Annotated in this window: 11 protein-coding genes; 3 read left to right on the top strand and 8 right to left on the bottom strand. The window is 39.4% G+C overall.

The window, feature by feature from the left end:
- Positions 1 to 2 precede the first annotated feature (2 nt).
- Positions 3 to 1271 carry an L-lactate MFS transporter gene (locus H7U19_RS13185; RefSeq protein ID WP_186563107.1) on the top strand — a complete coding sequence of 423 codons (1269 nt, stop codon included), beginning with the start codon at positions 3 to 5 and terminating at the stop codon, positions 1269 to 1271.
- A 428-nt stretch (positions 1272 to 1699) separates the two neighbouring features.
- Positions 1700 to 4429 carry a pyruvate, phosphate dikinase gene (gene ppdK / locus H7U19_RS13180; RefSeq protein WP_186563105.1) on the top strand — a complete coding sequence of 910 codons (2730 nt, stop codon included), beginning with the start codon at positions 1700 to 1702 and terminating at the stop codon, positions 4427 to 4429.
- A gap of 129 nt (positions 4430 to 4558) precedes the next feature.
- Here the strand turns inward: ppdK and H7U19_RS13175 are convergent, their stop codons facing one another.
- The 3 genes from H7U19_RS13175 to purL form a co-directional block, all read right to left on the bottom strand.
- Entirely contained in the window at positions 4559 to 5656 is a 1098-nt protein-coding gene (locus tag H7U19_RS13175; protein WP_186563103.1) for a hypothetical protein, read from the bottom strand.
- On the bottom strand, positions 5649 to 6167 hold the full coding sequence (locus H7U19_RS13170) for a hypothetical protein (protein ID WP_186563101.1): 519 nt from the start codon (positions 6165 to 6167) through the stop codon (positions 5649 to 5651). The genes H7U19_RS13175 and H7U19_RS13170 overlap by 8 nt, the downstream gene beginning before the upstream one ends.
- A gap of 165 nt (positions 6168 to 6332) precedes the next feature.
- Positions 6333 to 10043 carry a phosphoribosylformylglycinamidine synthase gene (gene purL, locus H7U19_RS13165; protein WP_186563099.1) on the bottom strand — a complete coding sequence of 1237 codons (3711 nt, stop codon included), beginning with the start codon at positions 10041 to 10043 and terminating at the stop codon, positions 6333 to 6335.
- A 190-nt stretch (positions 10044 to 10233) separates the two neighbouring features.
- Here purL and H7U19_RS13160 point away from each other — a divergent pair, with 190 nt between their 5' ends.
- The gene (locus H7U19_RS13160) at positions 10234 to 11022 is read left to right on the top strand and encodes a rhomboid family intramembrane serine protease (RefSeq protein ID WP_186563097.1); all 789 of its coding nucleotides are present in this window, start codon (positions 10234 to 10236) and stop codon (positions 11020 to 11022) included.
- Here H7U19_RS13160 and rlmB read toward each other — a convergent pair whose 3' ends face one another.
- The 5 genes from rlmB to H7U19_RS13135 all read right to left on the bottom strand — a co-directional run bounded on the left by rlmB (position 11023) and on the right by H7U19_RS13135 (position 21743).
- Positions 11023 to 11772, bottom strand: a complete 750-nt coding sequence (gene rlmB, locus H7U19_RS13155; RefSeq protein WP_186563095.1) for a 23S rRNA (guanosine(2251)-2'-O)-methyltransferase RlmB — start codon at positions 11770 to 11772, stop codon at positions 11023 to 11025.
- A 117-nt stretch (positions 11773 to 11889) separates the two neighbouring features.
- On the bottom strand, positions 11890 to 15867 hold the full coding sequence (locus H7U19_RS13150) for an FG-GAP-like repeat-containing protein (protein ID WP_186563093.1): 3978 nt from the start codon (positions 15865 to 15867) through the stop codon (positions 11890 to 11892).
- A gap of 105 nt (positions 15868 to 15972) precedes the next feature.
- Positions 15973 to 16851, bottom strand: a complete 879-nt coding sequence (locus H7U19_RS13145; RefSeq protein ID WP_186563091.1) for a hypothetical protein — start codon at positions 16849 to 16851, stop codon at positions 15973 to 15975.
- Positions 16852 to 16864: 13 nt separating this feature from the next.
- Positions 16865 to 18562 (bottom strand): SusD/RagB family nutrient-binding outer membrane lipoprotein, encoded by a 1698-nt coding sequence (locus H7U19_RS13140; RefSeq protein ID WP_186563089.1) that lies wholly within the window; start codon positions 18560 to 18562, stop codon positions 16865 to 16867.
- Positions 18563 to 18575: 13 nt separating this feature from the next.
- Positions 18576 to 21743: a SusC/RagA family TonB-linked outer membrane protein gene (locus tag H7U19_RS13135; protein ID WP_186563087.1), complete on the bottom strand. Its 3168-nt coding sequence runs from the start codon at positions 21741 to 21743 to the stop codon at positions 18576 to 18578.
- Positions 21744 to 21981 lie beyond the last annotated feature (238 nt).

Here is a 21981-nt window from a genome sequence, read left to right as displayed (position 1 = left end):
CGATGAAAACACAACAACTAAAAAACCGATGGCTGATTGCAGCTTCGGCAGTAGGGATACACATTTCAATCGGATCGGTATATGCCTATTCAGTAATGACCAACCCTGTTAAGGATATTTTTGATGTTGACGGGAGTGTGATAAAATGGGCATTCAAAATCGCCATTTTATTGCTCGGACTTTCCGCAGCATTTTTAGGCCGTTGGGTAGAAAAGGTAGGCCCGAGAATTAGTGGTACCGCTGCCGGTATTTTTTACGGTGTTGGTATTTTAGGTTCGGGATTGGCCGTTCAACTAGAAGCGTTATGGTTATTTTATTTATGCTATGGCGTTATCGGCGGTATCGGTTTAGGTTTGGGCTACATTACGCCTGTAAGTACCTTGGTAAAATGGTTTCCGGACAGACGTGGTTTGGCAACAGGAATGGCCATTATGGGATTTGGTTTTGCGGCGCTGATATTCGGCCCTGTGATGCAATCGCTGTTTGATGCCGTTGGCGTTTCCAATGCATTTTATGTTTTAGGTTTAATTTATATGGTGCTGATTTTATCGTCCGCCAGATACATTGAAAGACCTCCAGAGGGATACTTACCTGATGGTTTCAAACCAGGTGAAGGCAAAACCATCAAAAAGGATATGGCAAACATTACTGCCAACGAAGCCTTAAAAACATCACGTTTTTACTACATCTGGATTATGATGTTTATCAACATTGCTTGTGGTATCGCCATTATTTCGGCTGCTAGTCCGATGATGCAGGAAAAACTGAATTATACCCCAATGGAAGCTGCCACGATTGTAGGTCTGATAGGTGTGTTTAATGGTCTTGGTAGAATTATGTGGTCCACTTTATCCGACTATCTAGGACGTGCCAATACCTATATTATATTCTTTGGATTCCAAATTTTAGCATTTTTCTTCTTGCCAAAAATTGGTATAGAAATAATGTTTTTAGTAGTGCTATTTACGGTAATTACAATGTATGGTGGCGGCTTTGCTACCCTGCCAGCATTTTTGGGAGATTTATTCGGAACCAAACAGTTAGGAGCCATCCACGGTATGGTATTGGCGGCTTGGGGATTAGCAGGTGTTGTGGGTCCAACTATTTATGATATGGTCAAGAACGCTACGGGCTCTTTAGATACTACGCTTAAAGTTTTTGCAGGCTTATTTGTAGTGGCTTTATTAGTATCCTTGCTTATGAAGCGCACGGTGGTAAAGGCGTACCAAAAAAAAGATAATTCGGTTGATAAAAAATTAAAGTTTGCCTAAGCTTTAAATTTGGTTAGTTAGAAAAGCACCTTCATGAAAATGATGGTGCTTTTTTTGTGTAGCTACTCATTTTTCTGCAAACCATTTTTGCGATTTTATCATTATACGGATTTTAAAAAACGATATTCACAAAAAACAGATGTTAAATTGTTAATTCTTCAATAATAACAAGGGATATATGACTTTTATCATAGATGTTTCTGTGGTTTAAAACTACTTTTATTGGAGTTTTTAAAGAAGTGATTTGGGCTTTTTGTCCCGATAATTATCGGGATGAACGAAAATTTACTCAATTGAGGCTCTTTTTGAAAAGCATAGTCGCAGCTACGGTTAAAAAAAGAAACGAAAAGTGAGTGAATTTGCAACATTTTCTAAGCGAAAGAAAAAGTTTGAATCACTTCGGTACAGGAAATTTAACAAATAATATCATGGAAATACTTGAAAATGTAAAGGCTCGGGTTTTCAGTTTTGGAGACAAAAAGGCCGACGGCAACAGTTCAATGAAAAACCTTTTGGGAGGTAAAGGGGCCAATTTGGCCGAGATGAGCTCTATTGGAATTCCAGTGCCACCTGGATTTACGATAACTACCGAAGTGTGTACCGAATATAACGCCCTAGGAAGGGAAGCAGTTATAGATTTGATAAAAGAAGAAGTGAAGGCTTCCATAGCAAGTATTGAGGCCGTTATGGGAACGGAATTTGGGAATAAGAAAAATCCATTATTGGTTTCGGTCCGATCGGGCGCAAGGGTTTCTATGCCAGGGATGATGGATACCGTTCTTAATTTGGGCATGAACGATGAGGTTGTTCTAGGCCTTGCCAAAAAAACCAAAAATGAAGCCTTTGCCTGGGACTCCTATCGCCGATTTATCCAAATGTACGGTGGGGTGGTTTTAGGAATGAAACCTGAGTCAAAAGAGGATATCGATCCATTTGAGGAAATCATTGAAAACCTTAAAGAAAAGCGAGGTATTCAATTAGATACTGAATTTTCGGTTCAGGATTTACAGGATCTGGTTTTCGATTTTAAGGATGTTATAAGAAAGCGGAAGGGTCTAATTTTTCCAAGTGATCCTTGGGAACAGCTTTGGGGGGCTGTTATGGCGGTGTTCAATAGCTGGAACGGCGATAGAGCGGTATATTACAGAAGTATGAATGGCTATCCGGCAGATTGGGGTACGGCCGTAAATGTTCAGGCCATGGTGTATGGTAATATGGGGAACAACTCTGGAACTGGGGTATGTTTTACCCGTGATGCCGGTACAGGTGAAAATGTATTCAACGGAGAGTATTTAATCAATGCCCAAGGTGAAGATGTGGTTGCTGGCGTGAGAACACCACAGCAAATTACCAAATTAGGGTCTCAACGCTGGGCGGAATTGGCAAAAATTGAAGAAACCGATAGGGCTGAAAATTATCCGTCACTAGAAGAATTAATGCCATCTATTTTTGAAGAATTGAATGAATATCAAGATATTCTGGAAAAGCACTATCGCGATATGCAGGATATGGAGTTCACTATTCAGGATGGTAAGCTGTGGATATTGCAGACCAGAAACGGAAAGCGTACCGGAGCTGCTATGGTGAAAATTGCAATGGATTTGCTCAAGGAAGGGATGATTAACGAAAAAGAGGCACTTTTATTGGTTGAGCCAAATAAGTTAGACGAATTGTTACACCCTGTATTTGATCCCCAAGCGTTAAAAAGAGCAACAACAATTGCACAAGGACTTCCGGCCTCTCCTGGTGCCGCCACAGGCAAAATTGTATTTTTTGCTGATGAAGCTGGTAAATACAAGAATAGTATTTTGGTACGTATCGAGACCTCTCCCGAAGATTTGGAAGGTATGAATATTGCCAAAGGTATTTTAACCGCACGGGGTGGTATGACTTCCCATGCCGCCGTTGTGGCACGGGGCATGGGCAAGTGCTGTATCTCTGGAGCGGGTGCTTTAAAGATCAACTATAAAAAAAGAACTTTAACCGTAGGCGAACATGAATACCATGAAGGGGATTGGATTTCCTTAAATGGTTCAACAGGAAATATTTTGGAGGGGAAAGTAGCCACTATTGAGCCTGAGTTAAGTGGCGAATTTGCTGAAATCATGTCATTATCCGATAAGTATGCCAAAATGAAAGTACGGACCAATGCCGATAGTCCTAAAGATGCAAAAGTAGCACGTAATTTTGGCGCACAGGGGATTGGGTTGACAAGAACAGAACATATGTTTTTTGAGCTTGATAGAATTAAGGCCATGCGTGAAATGATACTTGCGGATACCGTAAAAGGGAGAAAGCAAGCCCTTGAAGACTTGTTGCCTATGCAACGCTCAGATTTTGAGGGTATTTTTGAGGCCATGGAAGGCTTGGCGGTAACTATTCGTTTGTTGGATCCACCCTTGCACGAGTTTGTGCCCCACCAATTAGCAACCCAAAAAGATTTGGCGGACGAAATGCATATTTCTCTTCAAGCTGTAAAAAACAAAGTAGCCGAATTGGAAGAATTCAACCCAATGTTGGGGCATAGGGGCTGTAGGTTAGGAAACACCTATCCAGAAATTACCGAAATGCAAACCCGTGCCATTATCGAGGCCGCATTGAATTTGAAAGAACGAGGGATTATTTGTAAGCCTGAAATCATGATTCCTTTGGTGGGTACTGTAAAGGAGTACGAAGCTCAGGAAACTATTGTCCGATCTACTGCAAATCTGATTTTTGAAGAGAGAAATGATACTGTGGAATATTTGGTCGGCACCATGATTGAGATTCCACGAGCTGCGTTAATGGCGGATAAGATTGCTGAAAAAGCAGATTTCTTCTCATTCGGAACCAATGATTTAACGCAAATGACCTTTGGTTATTCCCGTGATGACGCTGGTAAATTCTTACCAATTTACATCGAAAAAGGCATTTTAAAAGTTGATCCTTTTGAAGTGTTGGACCAGGAAGGTGTTGGTCAATTGGTGAAAATAGGGACGGAACGTGGCAGAAGCACTAAGCCTAATTTAAAGGTGGGTATCTGTGGTGAGCACGGTGGTGAACCAAGTTCGGTGGAATTCTGTTATAATGTCGGAATGGATTATGTAAGCTGTTCGCCATATCGTGTGCCGATTGCACGTTTGGTTGCCGCACAGGCTGCTATTAAGGCAACGCTATAATTTTTCGTTTTTTATAATTATTTTAGTCCAAAGGCTCCGGGATGCATATAACATTTCGGGGCTTTTGCGTTACGATTAAATGACTTCGTAAATAAAATTGGATGCTGAAAATCTTTCACGTCCAATAATTTATCTTTGGCCTTCTTTTAAACCATGCATGTTCCATTTTCTTAAGATATACATCTGTAAGCCAATACTGATGACCCAAAAGACTAGGGACATATAATTTTGAGTTTCCAAATCATTCGACCAATAATTCAATAAAGGATGTTCCACCTGATAAAGTGTAGCAATGATCTTAATTAGAGCGATTAAGCTAATAATTCCAACGAACCATTTTGTTAAACCCTTCCCTTTTTTAGCTTCAAATTGCCAAGAATAAAACATTGGCGTAACCATGAAAATACCATAGGTAAGCAGATTTAATGAGAAATCAATATTCAAGATTAATAGCGTGGAAAGGTGAAATATATTCGCAAGGAGTAAAAATATGTACCACGTTCTTTTGCTTTTGAGCAAAAAGAAAATGCCACTGATTTCAAATATCGAAGCTACTGAATCCATTATTTCTAAAACTATAAGTGGGATATCGAAAACGTATGCCTGCAAAAACATTTTGGGTTCATTCGCCAAAAAATATTGACCATTGAACCAGTACAAAAAACCGCTGGTGGACAAATCAAAATCTACCCAACGTATAAATTTAGAAATGCCCGCAGTAAAAAAGCCAAAACATATCATTAAGGCAATGATTAGTATGGCAAGCGATTGTGTTTTTTCCGATAGTTTTTTGTCCTTCAACAATGCCACTTCGTGTCCGCAGTTGGTTAATGCCAAGAGGAGGTAGGCAAATATTAGAAAAGAGGTATTGTGGTCAATTTTTCCAAAGCTATAGGAGTAGCTGTACATTATGGCACTGATAAAAAACATGCCTATTAAAGCCATTCTGGCCCGAATACCCAAGGTGATCATCACAATCAAAATGATGGCGATAATATCTGCGGTTTCATAGACAATAGCAGGCAGATACCCGCCCGTTAAATAAGCAAAACTAAAAATATTGGGATTGAAAAATGATGGAGGGATGCCACCGACCCACGACCATGAGGGTAAAAAAAAGACAAGCAAAAGCACCCCAAACACAATGCGGTAAAAGGATAAACTTTTGCCATCCACCGATGCGTTTTTTTCCAACCTCGAAATAATGCGGTAAATCAGATTAATCATAGAGACGGAATAGGGTATCGTTAATGAATGCTTTGTCTTTTAATCTTCTGGTTTTTTCCGAGATCGTCAGTTTGTTTCTTTTAACAATTAAGAAAGAATCTTGGCATTTCTGACCTATAAGTCCCTCTTTTAGCCATGTTTTGGTCTTTACAATGTCCTTTTCAGTATTGTTAATGGTCTTTCTGTAGGTAATATTAAATCTTACTGTAGTATGCTCGGTATATCTGTTTTGTTCAAGACCAAAACTGTTTTTAATAATCCAAGGCGCATATTTTGCAGGAATGCTTCTAAAAAATTTCTGGCGGTCAAGTTTTTGTTCTTTCCCAAATTTATCAATGCCAAAAAGTTCAAATTCCACTAGGTGAAGATCCCGATCTGTTTTCACCTGGTCAGAATACGAAGGAAGCGTTACAGAAGGGAAAATTTCAAGTTTGAAGTCGATTGTTTTTAACAGGAAAGGGAACCCAAAGAGTATGCATGCGACAATAATAACCTTTACTTGCTTTCCCATAAATGATTGAATTGGCGGGTAACGGCCGATGGCCAGGGGCTAATTTAGAAAAAAGTAAGCTGAAACAGGGACGTATCCCAGTTTACTTCAAGGGCTAATCTGGTGTATTTTTGAAAATACATCAAGTTTTAAATGGCCTTGGTAGAATAAAAGAGTTAAAAAATCCTAAAGTTTTTCAATCCACTTTCGAGCATTTACAAAAGCCTCCAGCCATGGTGAAACCTCGTCTTTTCGCCCTTCAGGGTAGTTGGCCCAGTTCCATTGGAAAGTGGAACGCTCAATATGTGGCATGGTTACCAAATGACGACCAGTTTTATCGCATAGCATAGCGGTATTAAAATCTGATCCATTCGGGTTATGAGGATAGCCTTCATGACCATATTTGGCAGCAATATGATACTTGTCTTCGGAATACGGCAAATGGAATTTCCCCTCACCGTGGGATATCCAAACACCTAAAGTACTTCCCGCCAATGTTGAAAGCATCACAGAGTTGTTCTGTTGAATTTTTACAGAAGTAAAGGAGCTTTCATGCTTATGGGAGTCGTTGTGATGCATTTTGCCATGAATTTCATGGTCAGGATTGATGAGGTCCAGCTCCATCCATAATTGACAGCCATTACAAATTCCCACGGATAGAGTGTCTTCTCTATCAAAAAAGTTTCGGATTGCCTTTTTCGCCTTTTCATTATACTTAATAGCACCAGCCCAGCCTTTGGCAGAACCCAGAACGTCGGAATTGCTAAACCCACCCACGGCACCTAAAAACTGTATGTTTTCTAAGGTTTCACGACCAGAAATTAAGTCGGTCATGTGCACGTCCTTCACATCAAAACCTGCCAAATACATGGCATTTGCCATTTCACGTTCAGAGTTGGAACCTTTTTCTCGAAGTATTGCAGCTTTAGGTCTCTCATTGTCATTACGAGGAGTTTGCGACGTGGTAATCTCAGATTCTTCGCTTACGCTCTGAATGACATCGGCAAGTTTCCCGGTAAACTGTTTTGGAAATTTATATTGAAGCGGTTGATTTTTATAATTGTCAAATCTATCTTGCGCCAATCCATTAGCAGTTTGTTTTTGGTCCAACAAATACGATGTTTTATACCAAACATCTCGCAGTCTTGAAACGGTCATCGTAAATACGTCAGCATCATTAATAATGCTGAGTGTGTCGCTTTCAGTTACTTTTCCAATGTTGACGAAATCAACATTTGCACCAGATAAAACACTTTCAACAGAATCGTCCTTTGCCTGAATCACTATACCTGCATTCTCCCCAAATAGAACTTTAAAAGAATCTTTTTCATTTAAAGCAGATAAGTCTAAAGTAGCGCCAAGATTGTTATCGGCTAAACACATTTCCAAAAGTGTGGTGATCAATCCACCAGAGGCTACATCATGACCTGCTAAGATTTGCTCGTTTCTTATTAAATCTTGAATCGTATTGAAAACCATTTTTACATAACCAGCGTCCTTAACGTTCGGGGCTTTATTTCCTATTTTGTTCAGAATCTGGGCAAACGAGCTCCCACCTAATTTGAAACTATCCTGAGAAAGGTTGATATAATAAATATTGCCTCCGTTTTTCTTCAAAACAGGTTCCACCACTTTGGTAATATCATTACAATTGGCTGCCGCCGAAATAATTACCGTTCCTGGAGAAATCACATCTTCATTGGGGTATTTCTGCTTCATCGAAAGTGAATCCTTTCCTGTTGGCACATTGATACCCAAATCAATTGAAAATTCAGAAACCGCTTCAACAGCCTCATATAATCTCGCGTCTTCTCCTTCATTTTTACAAGGCCACATCCAGTTTGCTGATAAAGAAACCGATTTTAATCCATCTTTTAAAGGTGCCCAGATGATATTGGTTAATGCCTCGGTAATAGAATTTCTACTTCCTGCTACTGGGTCTATCAATCCAGAAATAGGGGAGTGGCCTATTGAGGTTGCAATCCCTTCCTTTCCTTTGTAATCCAATGCCATCACGCCAACGTTGTTCAATGGCAATTGCAAAGGTCCTGCGCATTGTTGTTTGGCCACTTTTCCACCGACGCAACGGTCCACTTTATTCACAAGCCAATCTTTACAGGCAACAGCTTCCAATTGTAAAACTTGGTCAAGGTAATCGTAAAATTCACTTGGGTTATAATCTACATCTGCATAGTTCCTTACCACAGAATTGTCAACCATCACGGTTTTGGGTGAACTCCCAAACATATCTTCCATGGCCAAATCCATGGGGGTATTCCCTTTTGTTTTGGACTGGAAGGTAAATCTATCGTCTCCCGTCACATCACCAACGGTGTATATTGGTGAGCGCTCACGGTCGGCAATTTTGTGCAATAGGTCGAAATGCTTTTCACCAATCACTAACCCCATACGCTCTTGGGATTCATTACCGATAATCTCTTTATCGGAAAGCGTTGGATCACCAACAGGAAGGGCATCCAAATCTATTTTTCCACCAGTGTCTTCCACTAATTCGGATAAACAATTCAAATGGCCGCCTGCGCCATGGTCGTGAATGGAAACGATATGGTTTTCTTCACTTTCCACCATACCACGAACCGCATTGGCGGCACGTTTTTGCATTTCAGGATTGGAACGCTGTACTGCATTCAGCTCAATACCAGAAGCAAATTCCCCAGTATCGGCAGAAGATACCGCAGCACCCCCCATACCGATGCGGTAGTTTTCCCCTCCAAGAATTACAATTTTATCACCAGTTTTTGGCGTATCTTTTATGGCTTGAGACGCTTTTCCGTAGCCAATACCGCCTGCTTGCATAATCACTTTATCGAACCCAATTTTACGAGCATCTTCCTCATGTTCAAAGGTTAAGACAGATCCACAAATAAGCGGTTGCCCAAATTTGTTGCCGAAATCAGATGCCCCGTTTGAGGCTTTTATCAAAATATCCATTGGCGTCTGGTACAGCCAATCACGCTCTGCCACGCCGTTTTCCCATGGGCGATTTTTTTCCAATCGGGAATAGGATGTCATATAAACGGCGGTTCCTGCCAAAGGAATAGATCCTTTGCCACCAGCTAGTCTATCCCTTATTTCTCCACCTGATCCCGTTGCAGCACCATTGAAAGGCTCCACTGTAGTCGGAAAATTGTGTGTTTCCGCTTTTAGGGAAATTACGGAATCGAAATCTTCGGTGGAATAATAATCCGGAATGTCGGCGCGTTTCGGAGCAAATTGCTCAACAATCGGGCCTTTAATAAACGCCACATTATCTTTGTATGCCGAAACAATATCATTCGGGTTTTGTTTAGATGTTTCCTTAATCAATTTGAATAAAGAGGTCGGTTTCTCCTCGCCATCAATCACAAATGTTCCATTGAAAATTTTATGACGACAATGCTCACTGTTCACCTGAGAAAACCCGAAAACTTCCGAATCTGTCAGTGGACGTCCAATTTTTTCAGAAACCCCTTCTAAATAAGCCACCTCTTTATCGCTTAACGATAACCCTTCCTGCACATTGTAAGCCGCAATATCCTCAATGTTTAGAATAGGCTCTGGTTCAATTTCAATGGTAAATGATTCTTGATTCAAACCATCAAACTTCTCCGAAATCATCGGATCAAAATCATTAAAATCCTTAGAAACCGCTTTAAACTCTTCAATTCTCAAAATACCATCAATTCCCATGTTTTGGGTAATTTCCACAGCATTGGTACTCCATGGTGTTATCATGGCAGCACGGGGGCCAACAAAAAAAGCATCCAAAGATGCTTGCTCAATTTTAGGCTGGTTGCCAAAAAGCCATGTTAATTTCGAAATCGTTTCAGTGGATAATTCTTTTGAAGTTTGAACCGCAAAAATGGTGTTGTTTACGTTTCCAAAGAAGTGAATCATTACGCTTTAGTTGTGTATGTTTAAGAAAATGCAAATTTAGTCCTTTTTAATGGAATTTAAAGCAAACCTGCAAGGTTAAAATGTTAGTTATTCACCATGTTTTGAACAAATACTTTTACTTTTGGAAAACGTATTTCTGCCAATTTAGCACTAAACAAATATTGGATAGCTATTTGCTATATTTAGAGAAATGGAACAACATCAACATTTTAAATTTTCAACAGGGGTCATCGCGTATCCCATATTATTTGTAATGATTATATGGTTGGTGTTTTGGTTTGAGGTGCGATTTGGTTTTGATTTTTCACAATTTGGGGTGCGCCCCCAAACGTTAACAGGCCTAAGGGGTGTTCTGTTGAGCCCTTTTATACATGGAGATATTGAACATTTATATCATAATACAATTCCATTATTTGTACTATCCATGGCACTATTTTATTTCTACAAGCCTATAGCTTGGAAGGTGTTGTTTTTAGGTATTTTACTATCAGGTTTTTTAACATGGTGTATTGGAAGACCATCTTTTCATATCGGAGCTAGTGGCCTAATTTATGTATTGGTGAGCTTTACATTTTTTAAGGGAGTTTTTGCAAAACATTTTAGGCTGATAGCTTTGTCGCTTCTAGTGGTTTTCCTTTACGGGAGTATGGTGTGGTACACTTTGCCCATAGAGGAGGGGATTTCCTGGGAGGGGCATTTGGCAGGTCTTATATCTGGGTTTTTGTTCGCTTTGTTTTTTAGAAAACAGATAGCTAAGCCAAAGCGATATGTTTGGGAGCAAGAAAACTATAACCCGGACGATGATCCTTTTTTAAGGCATTTTGATGAAGATGGTAATTTTATTGATGCCCACTCTGACTCCCCCGAAGGGGGAGAACTGGAAAATACCGATACGAATCGTACAGTAAACTATATTTTTAAGCCAAGGTCTCAGGGTTTGAAGGATGAAGGTAAGGATTCTCCCTTTGGGTCCCGATAACTATCGGGATAGGGGGGCTGTTCTCTGCCTCACAACTTCATACAAAAAAGCACCACAGGCTACGGATACATTGAGTGACTCGATATCTCCGAACAGTGGCAACTTGGCTTTTTCATCTACAACTTTTAAAGTAGAGGGGTTAATGCCTCTGCCTTCAGATCCCATGATTATGGCACATGGCTCTTTAAATGATAGATCGTAAAGGAGTGCATCTGTCTTTTCAGTTGCGGCAATAACTTTAATGCCTGAGGCTTGCATGTAAAAAACGGCATCCTTAATATGATCAACTTTACAAATAGGAACTTTAAAAACCGCTCCAGCACTGGTTTTAATCGTATCGCCATTTATAGGTGCACCACCTTTCTTTTGAATAATAATGCCATTAACCCCTGTACACTCGGCCGTTCTAATGATTGCACCAAAATTCCTTACATCGCTTAGCTGATCAAGCAAAAGGAATAGTGGCGTTTTACCACTTTCAACAACGTTCATTACCAAATCCTCTAGATTATGGAATGCAATAGGCGATATATTCGCTACGGCACCTTGATGGTTATTTTTAGTGAGCCTATTTAACTTTTCAATGGGTACGTATGAACTGTTAATGGCATGCTTTCTTAGCAATGATTCAAGCTCCGTAGACAATTCACCTCTTAGACCTTTTTGCAAAAAGACTTTATCAATGGTTTCTCCAGAATTTATGGCTTCAATAATAGCCCGTAAGCCGAATATTTGGGTTTGGTTTTGCATGGGGTAAATTTAAGGTTTTCTAAATTGTTTGGCACCTGTCATTTTTCCAACTTTATGCATTAAGCGAAAATCTTAACTTTCGTTTTTTTCAATCCGTCAATGAAGGATAAAAGTTGATCAGTTGCAAACAATTAATTTGGCAGAGCTATTAATTGAAATAATATAAACGCCCGAAGCAATTGAAGGTGGTAAGTCTATACGGGTGGTTCGGCTTAATTCATCATATTGAACGTTCTCAATTTCTATTCGGCCTCCTCTTATATCAAAGAGTGTAAAGTTATCAGTTGGTTGCGTATTTGAGATATTTATAACGCCTTCAGATATTGGATTAGGGTATATTTTTACTTCACCTTCTTGGTTAATTTGTTTTGCACTGAAATAAGGTAATGCATGACTGACCACCTCCTTGCCAATTTTTTCCCCAATAAGCCTTCCGGGAATGTCATCCGCAGGAGGATGAATACCTCCCCATATTCTTGAGAGACTACATTGGTCTGAAGCATCACGGTATGTTGCCCATTGTAACTTCACGTCCACAGAGGGGCCTTCTTCAAAAACTAAGAATTCATTTTTCTTTGCAATAAACTCTCCAACACCGCCTGGAAAGTATTCATCTCCTGTGATTAGAGTCATGATTTCCGCAGCCGCCCTGGAGTATGTGGAATGTCCCGATACAAAACCTGCAAAAGGGGGCGTCACAAAAGAGGGTCTTTGATACGGCCACCAATCTTCGGCCAAAATCCAACCAACCCCGGCGGTATCGGTCTTGGGGTCATTAATGAAGTCATGGCCTCTCCATGTATATAATTTTATTTTACCAATATTCTCTTGCATGCTACCCTCAAGTGGATCTCCGGATTCTACTAACTCTATATAGCCTTCTATAAGGGGAATACCGCCAATATTATAATTAGATTTAGATGGATCAGTACTTTGTCCGTTTTCAGCCATATAACGAATTGCAGAAATAGGTCGAACATAATCGTACCAACCTTTAACACTCCAGGCAGCAATAGCCGAATCGTGCATGCCACCTCCCAAAATAAAATAAGATTTGACGTCCCATTCAAGGTTATCCAAAGTTTCGCCCTCACCCATAATTTTTTTATCCAAATCAGGATGATCACTTACATAATTCAGAATTGTAAACCAATGTCCTGGCGGTGTTTCAGAATCTGGTCCATCGGCCCAAAACTCAGCCAAAACTCTTGCGTAATCACCACGTGGCACCATCTGAGCAGGATAGGGTGCATTGGTTACGGGGTTGACCGATCGTCCATTTCCAATATCTCCTCCTTCTAAAAGGTTGTAAAAATTGGGATATCCTGAAAAATCCTCAGGGAATAAACTACTATCAATATTTCCAATGGAAGCAGGCGATATATCCCACAATACATTGTCTGCTGGATCCAAATGGGCTCCCCATACGGACACAAGAGCATTGCCCCACTTATAAGCATCACTTTCAGCTGATTGGGAAGTTAGGCTGAGGTAGGGTGGAGGGCCTGGATCGTGATATACATTATAATTGTTTCCATTTCTTTGGAGTTCGGTTCTTAAGGTTTCATTCAAAGAAAATGGAACTACATTGCCCCATTCGGGGCTCAAAAATTCTATTGCGGTATTATCAGTGACTAAATTGCCGCTTTGGTCGATAAATACATCGAGCAGTAACGGTTGCCATCTATTGCCATCAACAATTTTTGAATTTCCATCTTCATAAGGCACCAAGGCAGGATTAACGCTGTTGTAGTATTGGTTGCCATAATCATTCGTTTCATTGGCACCATCGCTCAATCCAAAATCAATTATTCTTGAGGCTATGTAATTGCCTAAAGCAATAGGATCACCGTCGCTATAGTCTAATTTTGTGTTGCTTGGATTAAGCTCAAGTAACAACATTAAACCTTCCATAATTTCGGAAGTTTCACCAAATTTTGGTGAATTCCTAAAGCGATGCTTTAAAATGTTGAACACAGCATAACTGATAGTTTTTACCTGAGCGTCTAACTTTTCTTCTTCATTATCAAAACTAGGTATTTTTGTTGCGTCATACTCATCGGAGAAATATGGGGTGGACGTGTCCAAGTTATACAGCGCCCAAGCATCATACATCGCTATGCTGGTATGAAACAGGTTTCTGGCATGAACTGTAGGTCGAGCAAAATCATTCCGAATAGCTTCCAATAAAACCTCATTCCATAATCTTGCAACCGAGTGTTTGTTTGTTGTACTTGGAGCATAGGATATGTCAACAGAAAGATTTACTTCTTGTGTGGAGCAATCACCATTCTGGGCCACAAGCCTGATTGTACCTTTGTCTGCAATGCCCCATTCAATTGAAATTGAATTTGAATTTGGTTCTGATATTAGTCTCCCGTTTTCGACTGTCCATTCATACTGGGAGTAGATTCCAGAAGGTACTGTGTAGTCGTGAATGCTAAGAGGTGAAGGGGTAGTGGTGCCTGTGATACTTGGTCCGGTTAAGTATGTGCATGAATTGTCATTCTGTGTGGCCTCACTATTGTAGTTGCAGGCGTTTACGTCCGTACAACCAAAAATAGGCGTGATATCTGTATTGTCTATAAAGGTAATGCCTTCATTTTCTGTTAGTAAAATGGTATTGTTGGCTGGTATGTTAAAATAAGTTTCTTCTAATCCATTTGGCCATTTCACTGAAATTTCATCAATAGTAGAGGCTTTTTCTATACCAAAATGCACAGGTGTAACAGACTGTGACAAGAACCTTGATCCGTGATATAACCGTTGTTGGTTATTATTGTTACTTTTAAGTTTTACAATACTCCCAAAGGCATTTTTGTTGGAAATTGTTCCTTCTAGGACTATTTTTACCCAATTGTTATCACCGTCCAAAGTATTCTCATAAAACTGTAGATTACTTTCAAAATCTCCTACGATTAAGTCTAAATCCCCATCATTATCAAAATCAAAATCGGCTATGCACTTGCTAATTGTCGTTCTCCCGAAATCCGAGAAATTTGAACTTTGGTTTTCAAATGCTCGGTTATTATTTCCGCTGGGAACATTTTTAAAATAGTAATTAGGCTGCAATGTAGTGGCAACGCCATTAGCAATGTATAAATCTTCATATCCGTCGTTATCAAAATCCGCAAATACAACACCCCAGGCCCATTCCGTCTCCTTTACTCCATATGTCTCGCTTTCGTCCTCAAAAATTCCGTTGCCTTTGTTGACATAGAAGCCATTTTCATTAATATTGGTAACAAATAAATCGAAAAGCCCATCGTTATTAAAGTCTGGAGTAGCCAATCCCATTCCATCGAAGGGATCCAATAAACTATAGTTTTGGGCATCTTCAATATAGTTGTCATTATTTTTGATAAACAAGAAATTGTTCCTGTCAAAATCATTGGCAACATAAATATCCAACTCCCCATCGTTATTCACATCAATTGGAATTGAAGAATAGCTAATAGAAATAAGGTCATTTACGTTCGATTCCAGTAAATTAAAAGTCTCATCCTGATTATTAATATAGATACGATTGGGTTCCCTATTGGTGTAGTCGGTTAAAAAAAGGTCTAGATACCCATCCTTGTTATGGTCAAACCATAAAGAAGAAGTCGTGGTGCACGTTTGGCAAAACTGCGGAATATTGGCGCTAGCAGTAATTTCGGTAAAAGTGCCATCACGGTTATTTTTAAATAAATGGTTGAAACTCACCCCTGACAAGAACAAGTCAGGATAGGAGTCATTATTAAAGTCACCCCAGGAAGCACCTATTTTGTTTCCTAGTGATCGGGTTTCTAATTGGCTACTTTCTTGAAAGACGAATTCATTTAATTTTGCGTCTTCTGTAACGTTAATAAAACTTCCGTTGCCAATATTTTTAAAAAGTTTACTGTAACTATTAGGGTTGTTCTCATCAAATTCTAACCTGGCCACTATGAATATATCCAACAGGCCATCCTGATCGTAGTCAGCAACGGATATAGCATTGGATTTAGATATATTATTTAGTCTTGCTTCTGAGGATATCTCTTTGAATTGTTGTGGAAAGAGATGCAATACACTAAAATGAAGCAGAAATAATAAGATTATTACTCGTTTCATAGCTGTATAAAGGTAAAAAGAATTTAAGGTAAACTAAAAAAATAACCATCAAAAGTGAATTTGATGGTTATTTAAGAACATTAATTGATTTTTATTGGTATAACCTTATTTCTTTGTCAAAATTGTAGTAGCAAAATCACCCCAAGGATTAGACCAAGTTAAAGTAATTGTACCGTTTTCATTAACGGTACCGGTGGCAGGAACATCTTGGCCCCAAGCATCTGCAAAGGTAGCAGAAATTGCGCCACAAACATCAGTAAATGTACCTTCTTGCTCAAAAGTTAATCCATAAACAGTGTACCATAATATGTAAGCTCCAGCAGGGAAATCAGAAATTGTATAAATACCTCCACCTTGATCAGTAATGGTAACGTCATAAGCTAAATCCACAGCTGGTGGTTGTCCATCTGTATTATCCCCATTGGTTATGGCTGAATATTCTCCTGCTAAATCTGAAGGACATGACACAGGATAAGTAATCACAGTGGTAAACAACACCGTAGTTCGAATATTCGCACCTGTACCGCTGGATCCATCGTCGTTTAGAATGTTTAGCACGGTACCGTCAGCCATTGTAAATCGAGCTGAAAGCGTAAGCGCATCACCTACTTTTATATCGTCAGAAGTACTTAATTCGGCAAAGGCAGAAACAAGATCACTGATCGAAATTGTAAAATCCTGTGGTAAAGATACATCACTAAATAACGTTGCGCTGTATGTATTTCCGTCAGCTGTATTATAGATTCCAATAATGTCGGCAGAGGCAGGGGTACCCTGAGCCACTTCCGCGTTAAATGATACGCTAACATTTTCACCATTATTAAGCCTAATAAGATTAAAAAAGGCATCTGTAGTTGCAGACTTGGTCATGTTAGGAACGGCTCCGTCATTTAAAGGTATTACGGATGTTCCTCCATCATTCTCACATGAAACAGATAAAACTGTTACAGCAAGCAAATAAAATAAATACTTAAAATTTTTCATAATTCATCTTTTTTTAGTTATCCCAGAAAATTTTGTAAGATGTAGCATCTTTTTGCTCTGGAGCATTTTGATTAAGGTCCAATTCGTTTTGCGGCCAGAACATTGCTGTCTGGAATTGGTTGTTCAACGTTGTTAACGTATCATCTAAAGGCCAACCATCACCGTTATCTAATTGGTACTCACCAGAGTTAGCAGAAGGGTCGGCTAAAATAGGATATCCTGTTCTTCTGTAATCTGTATATTGATCGATTGGATCGCCGAATGTAGCGGTCCACTTTTGGGTCATAATAATTTCTAATTGCTTTTCAGAGCTTGCCGCGTCAAATTCAGCAATGATAGCAGCTATAAAGTCGGTAACTTCAGTGGAACCTGACAAAACAGGTACAGTTTGAGTGGTTCCTGTTCCAGCTACAACTTCATCAACCTTAGCAAAACTAGCGGTCATGGCTTCTTCTAATTTGTCACCTGCATCACCAGTAATAACGCCTGCATGCATCATTTCGGCCATAACATATAGTAGCTCGTCATAGGTAAACATACGTTTTGGAGCAACACCAGTACCACTAGTAATGGTTCTTGCAAATCCGGCATTGTCATCATATCGACCACCACAAGGGAAAATACCAGGGAATGTAGCATCCGTTTGAACCGCATGATCCCTATCAGGTCCTATACTACCAAAACGAATACTAAAGAATCCTGTAGATCTATCCCAGTAATCTGCATTTGGGTCCCCAGTGTCAGTATCACCCTGATCTCTTGGGAATTGACCATCTTGTAACTGGTTTACCCAATAGTATGGAATTCGAGGGTCAACAGTGCCAGTGTGGATATTAGGGTTCATGCCCATTAGGATTTCGTAGAACCAAGGACTAATATAGTGAGTAACCTGTGCGCCACCATAAGCACTTTGAAACAATTGATTACGCTCATCAGAAGGAGCAATATTGGCCGTATGATCAAACTCAAAATCATCTGCGCTTGACGAAAAGAAATTACCTTCGTTAACCAAGGCATCAACCGCACTCTGCGAGTAAAGCGAGGTAGAACGCACTTGATTTAACAGTTTTAATTTGAAGGAGTTGGCAAACTTAGTCCATTGATCTACATCCCCTCCATAAATCAAATCATCGGCACCTGGAAGTAAACCTGTGCCACTGTTTACATTAGCTTTTCCTTGATCTAAAAGATCCATTGCCGCCTGATAAATAGCCTCATCATCATCAAAAGCTGGACTTACAACCCCAGAAGTTAGGCTAGTTGCTTCGGTAAATGGCACATCACCGTATAAGTCTACGGTTAAAGTAATAAGATAAGCCTTGAGAATTTGACCAATACCTAAATACACCAGGTTTTCCTGATCTGCAGCCTGGGATATTAGGGTTTCAAGGTTATTGAGGCCTAAAAATGTATTTTCCCACTCATTATTTAAATTAATATTATCAGACTTAATACCATATTGATCTTGTTCTTCCCTAGCAGTAAACTGATGGGTGTAAACCGAAATCAAATCTGCCGACCAGAAATTAAAATTTCCTGAGTTGGCTATGGTATTGTATTGAATATCCGTTAATAATAGATTTAAAGGCGCTACGGTTGGGTTATCCTGATCCGTATCGACGTCTAAGTATTTATCGCACCCGAATGTAACGGATAAGATGAGTGCTGATAAAAAGTACTTAAAATACTTCTTAAAACTTGAATTTTTCATGCTTTTTTATTTTTTAAAATGTTACATTAACCTTAAATCCATATCGCTTGGCCGTTGGGGCGGTTGTATTTTCAATACCTTGAACTGCACCATTACCAAACGACGTTACTTCTGGGTCGAAATTCGTGTATTTTGGTACATTCGGTGCAAAATACCAAAGGTTATTGCCTACAATACTGAAGCTTACTTTTCCAAACGGCGTCTTCTTTAAAAGGTTGGCAGGTACGTCATAAGCTAGGCTCACCTCTCTTAGTCTAAACACAGTACCGTCAAAAATATTGGCTTCATCCGTTGAATTTATTCCGAACGTATTACCCCCAGCAGGAGAGAAATACAGCTCGTTCATGTCAATTTGGGTAGTATTTGGTATTTTATTCCCGCTACCGTCAAGTATTGGATTTCCAGCACCATCACCCAAGAAACCTGGAATTACGAAAGTTCGCTCTCTATCCTCTGTATCTCTTGTTACACCACGCCCAAGAAGTGACGTAATACTGATGGAACGGATATCTCCGCCTTCTCTCCAATCAAATTGGGTACGTAAAGATAAGTTTTTATATCTAAAAGTATTGATAAAACCAACCTTAAAATCAGGGTTTGGATCACCAACTACACCATTTTGCAAATCCTGAATAATACCACCACCTGCTTGATTTATAAGATAATTACCTTCATCATCTCTTGCAAAGCGAGTACCATAGAACACACCAAATGGCTCTCCTACCTGTGCATAAGCAATTTGTTGCGGAGCCAACTGCACTCTGTCTAATCCATCAACCAGCTCAGTTACGGTATTTTCATTACTTGTAAAGGTTGTGAATGAAGTCCACTCGAAATTCTCTGTTTGAAATGGTACCAAGGTCAAACCAATTTCCACGCCGGTGTTCTCCATCTCACCAATATTGGTGACAAATTCGTCAAAACCACTTGTTCTTGGTACAGCTACCTCAGCGATCAAATCAGTTGTCACTTTTTTATACCATGTAAAGTCAAGTGCAATACGTCTATTAAAGAATTCCAAGTCTAGACCCAATTCCAATTCATCCGTAAATTCAGGAGTAATTTCTTGATCTCCTAAAACAAAGTCGCCTGCTGAATTCTGTTGGCTAATCACCGGTATACTATTAAATGCTTGGCCTACGGTGTAAACAACATTTAAGAATTCAGGATCTGCATCCCGACCAACACTGGCGTAACCACCTCTTAATTTCGCATATGTAAGCGTATTACTGTTTAAGTTAAGTGCTTCCGTTAAAATTACAGAGCCACTTACAGATGGATAAAAATATGATCTATTGTCTATTGGTAACGTGGAGCTCCAGTCATTTCTTCCCGTTGCGTTTAAGAAAAGAAAATCTTTGTATGAGAATGTTACATCACCAAATACACCAAAATTCCGTTTACGAGTAAAAAGATCGAAATCACTGGCCTGATTAATAGTATTTCTTAGGGTATAAATCCCAGGAACTACAAAGGTGCTACCATTATAGGTGTCTCTTTTAAAAGAATTTTGTAAGCTGTTTGCACCAACAATAGCACTGAAACCAATATCCTCTGTAATGTCATAATCAAAATTCACTAGAAGTGTAGATTCGATATCTTCGTTAGTGGCATTATCAAATTGAAGCGAACCACCATCTGTTAAAGACGCTCTTGAAGCTTGGTGACGAATTTGCTTTCTTTCTAAGTCGTATTTGTTTAAACCAATTCTGAATAACGCAGAAATGTTGTCATTAAACTCATAAGACATGTTGTAATTCGCAACTGTCCTATGCGTAGCTGTAATGATTTGATCATTCTCCCAAGCCCATAACGGGTGATCCCAACCATTATTTGGAGTAACAGAACCACCGGTAACAGGATCGGTGTAAGGTAAATTAAGATCCCAAGTTCTTCCTAGCCACAATGCACGGGCAAAGGAACCGGCAGATCCCGCAAATTGGTTATTCCCTAGGAATGGACCAACCTGATCAGTGTGAGAGTAACTCATATTACCGCCAACAGTAAAATTGTTGGATAATTTAAAAGTACCTCCAACTGAAATGGAAGTTCTGTCATACGTGTTAAAAGGAATATAACCTTCTTGTTGTAAATCAGAAAGTGTTACATTAAAACTGCCTTTATCACCACCATAAGAAGCAGAGATAGAGTTATCTAATACAACCCCTGTTCTAAATAGATCCTTTACGTTATTTGGCTTAGCCTCATAAGGTACTGTAGGACCAAACTGATCTGGAAATGCATTAAGCAAGTTTGGCCAAGTTGGAATAGTTTCTAAGGTGTCAAAAGCAGGTCCCCAAGAACCATTTGCATTTACATAACCGTAATTTACCCCATTTCCATATTTATTTTGATATTCAGGAAGGTTAGCTATTTCTTCGAAATAGGTACCCGAATTTATGCTGATATCCAGTTTTCTGTTCGTATTGCCGGATGCACTACCACCTTTAGTTGTAATAACAATAACACCATTAGATGCTCTGGAACCATAAAGTGCCGCCGCAGCCGTACTTTTAAGGATGTTAATAGACTCAATGCTATTAGGATCTAAGGATGAAATACCAGATTCGTAACCACCACCGCCAGTAGTTTGGCTTGTCGTTGTAATCTGCGTGTTGTCATAGGCAACACCATCAACAATGATAAGTGGTTGGCCACCGCCTAAGTTAGTTGCACCACGAATTTGAATTCTGTTGGAAACACCAGCTACACCAGTAGAGAAATTTACGTCAACACCAGGTACTTTACCAGTTAACGAACGTACTAAATCTGGTTCAGAGTTCTCAATCACCTCTTCAGCTTCAACTGTACTAACTGCATATCCCAAATTCTTCGGATTCCTTTTGATACCGAAGGCCGTTACAACAACTTCCTCTAATGCCGCCGCATCTTCCTTGAGCGTTACGTTAATTGTGTTTGAGGCACCTACGGTAACTTCTTGGGTAGAATACCCAACAAAACTAAAAACAAGGGTAGCCCCTTGGTTTGCAGTAATAGAATATTTACCATCGAAATCTGTAGAAGTACCAGTAGTTGTACCTTTAACTAAGACAGTTGTTCCAGGCAAGGGCAGACCAGATCCATCATTTACCGTACCTGAAATTGTCCTTTCTTGTGCAAAAGATAGATGCACGACAAACGCCAGTAATAGCGTTAGAATTCCACTAAACTTTGTTTTCATTTTATAATTATTTGAATTAGTCGTGTCAAAAATCATAAAATAAAGTTAATTAAACAATAAAATTTGGTTAAAATTTGAGTTTCGGTTCCAAATTGATTGTGTTTTTTATAAAAAAACGAGAATTTGTTACAATTAAATTTATCAAAATTTAGGATTTACTGTAAATTCTTTTATTTGCTTACTATTTAATTATGCGCGCATAATAGTTGTGCCTTTTTTGTATAAGTGGATTGATTTC

Source organism: Hyunsoonleella aquatilis (genome assembly GCF_014270105.1).
In the GTDB taxonomy this organism is placed as follows: Bacteria; Bacteroidota; Bacteroidia; order Flavobacteriales; family Flavobacteriaceae; genus Jejuia; species Jejuia aquatilis.
The sequence above is the reverse complement of the archived record's forward strand: the minus strand, read 5'-3'. Positions and strand labels throughout refer to the sequence as shown.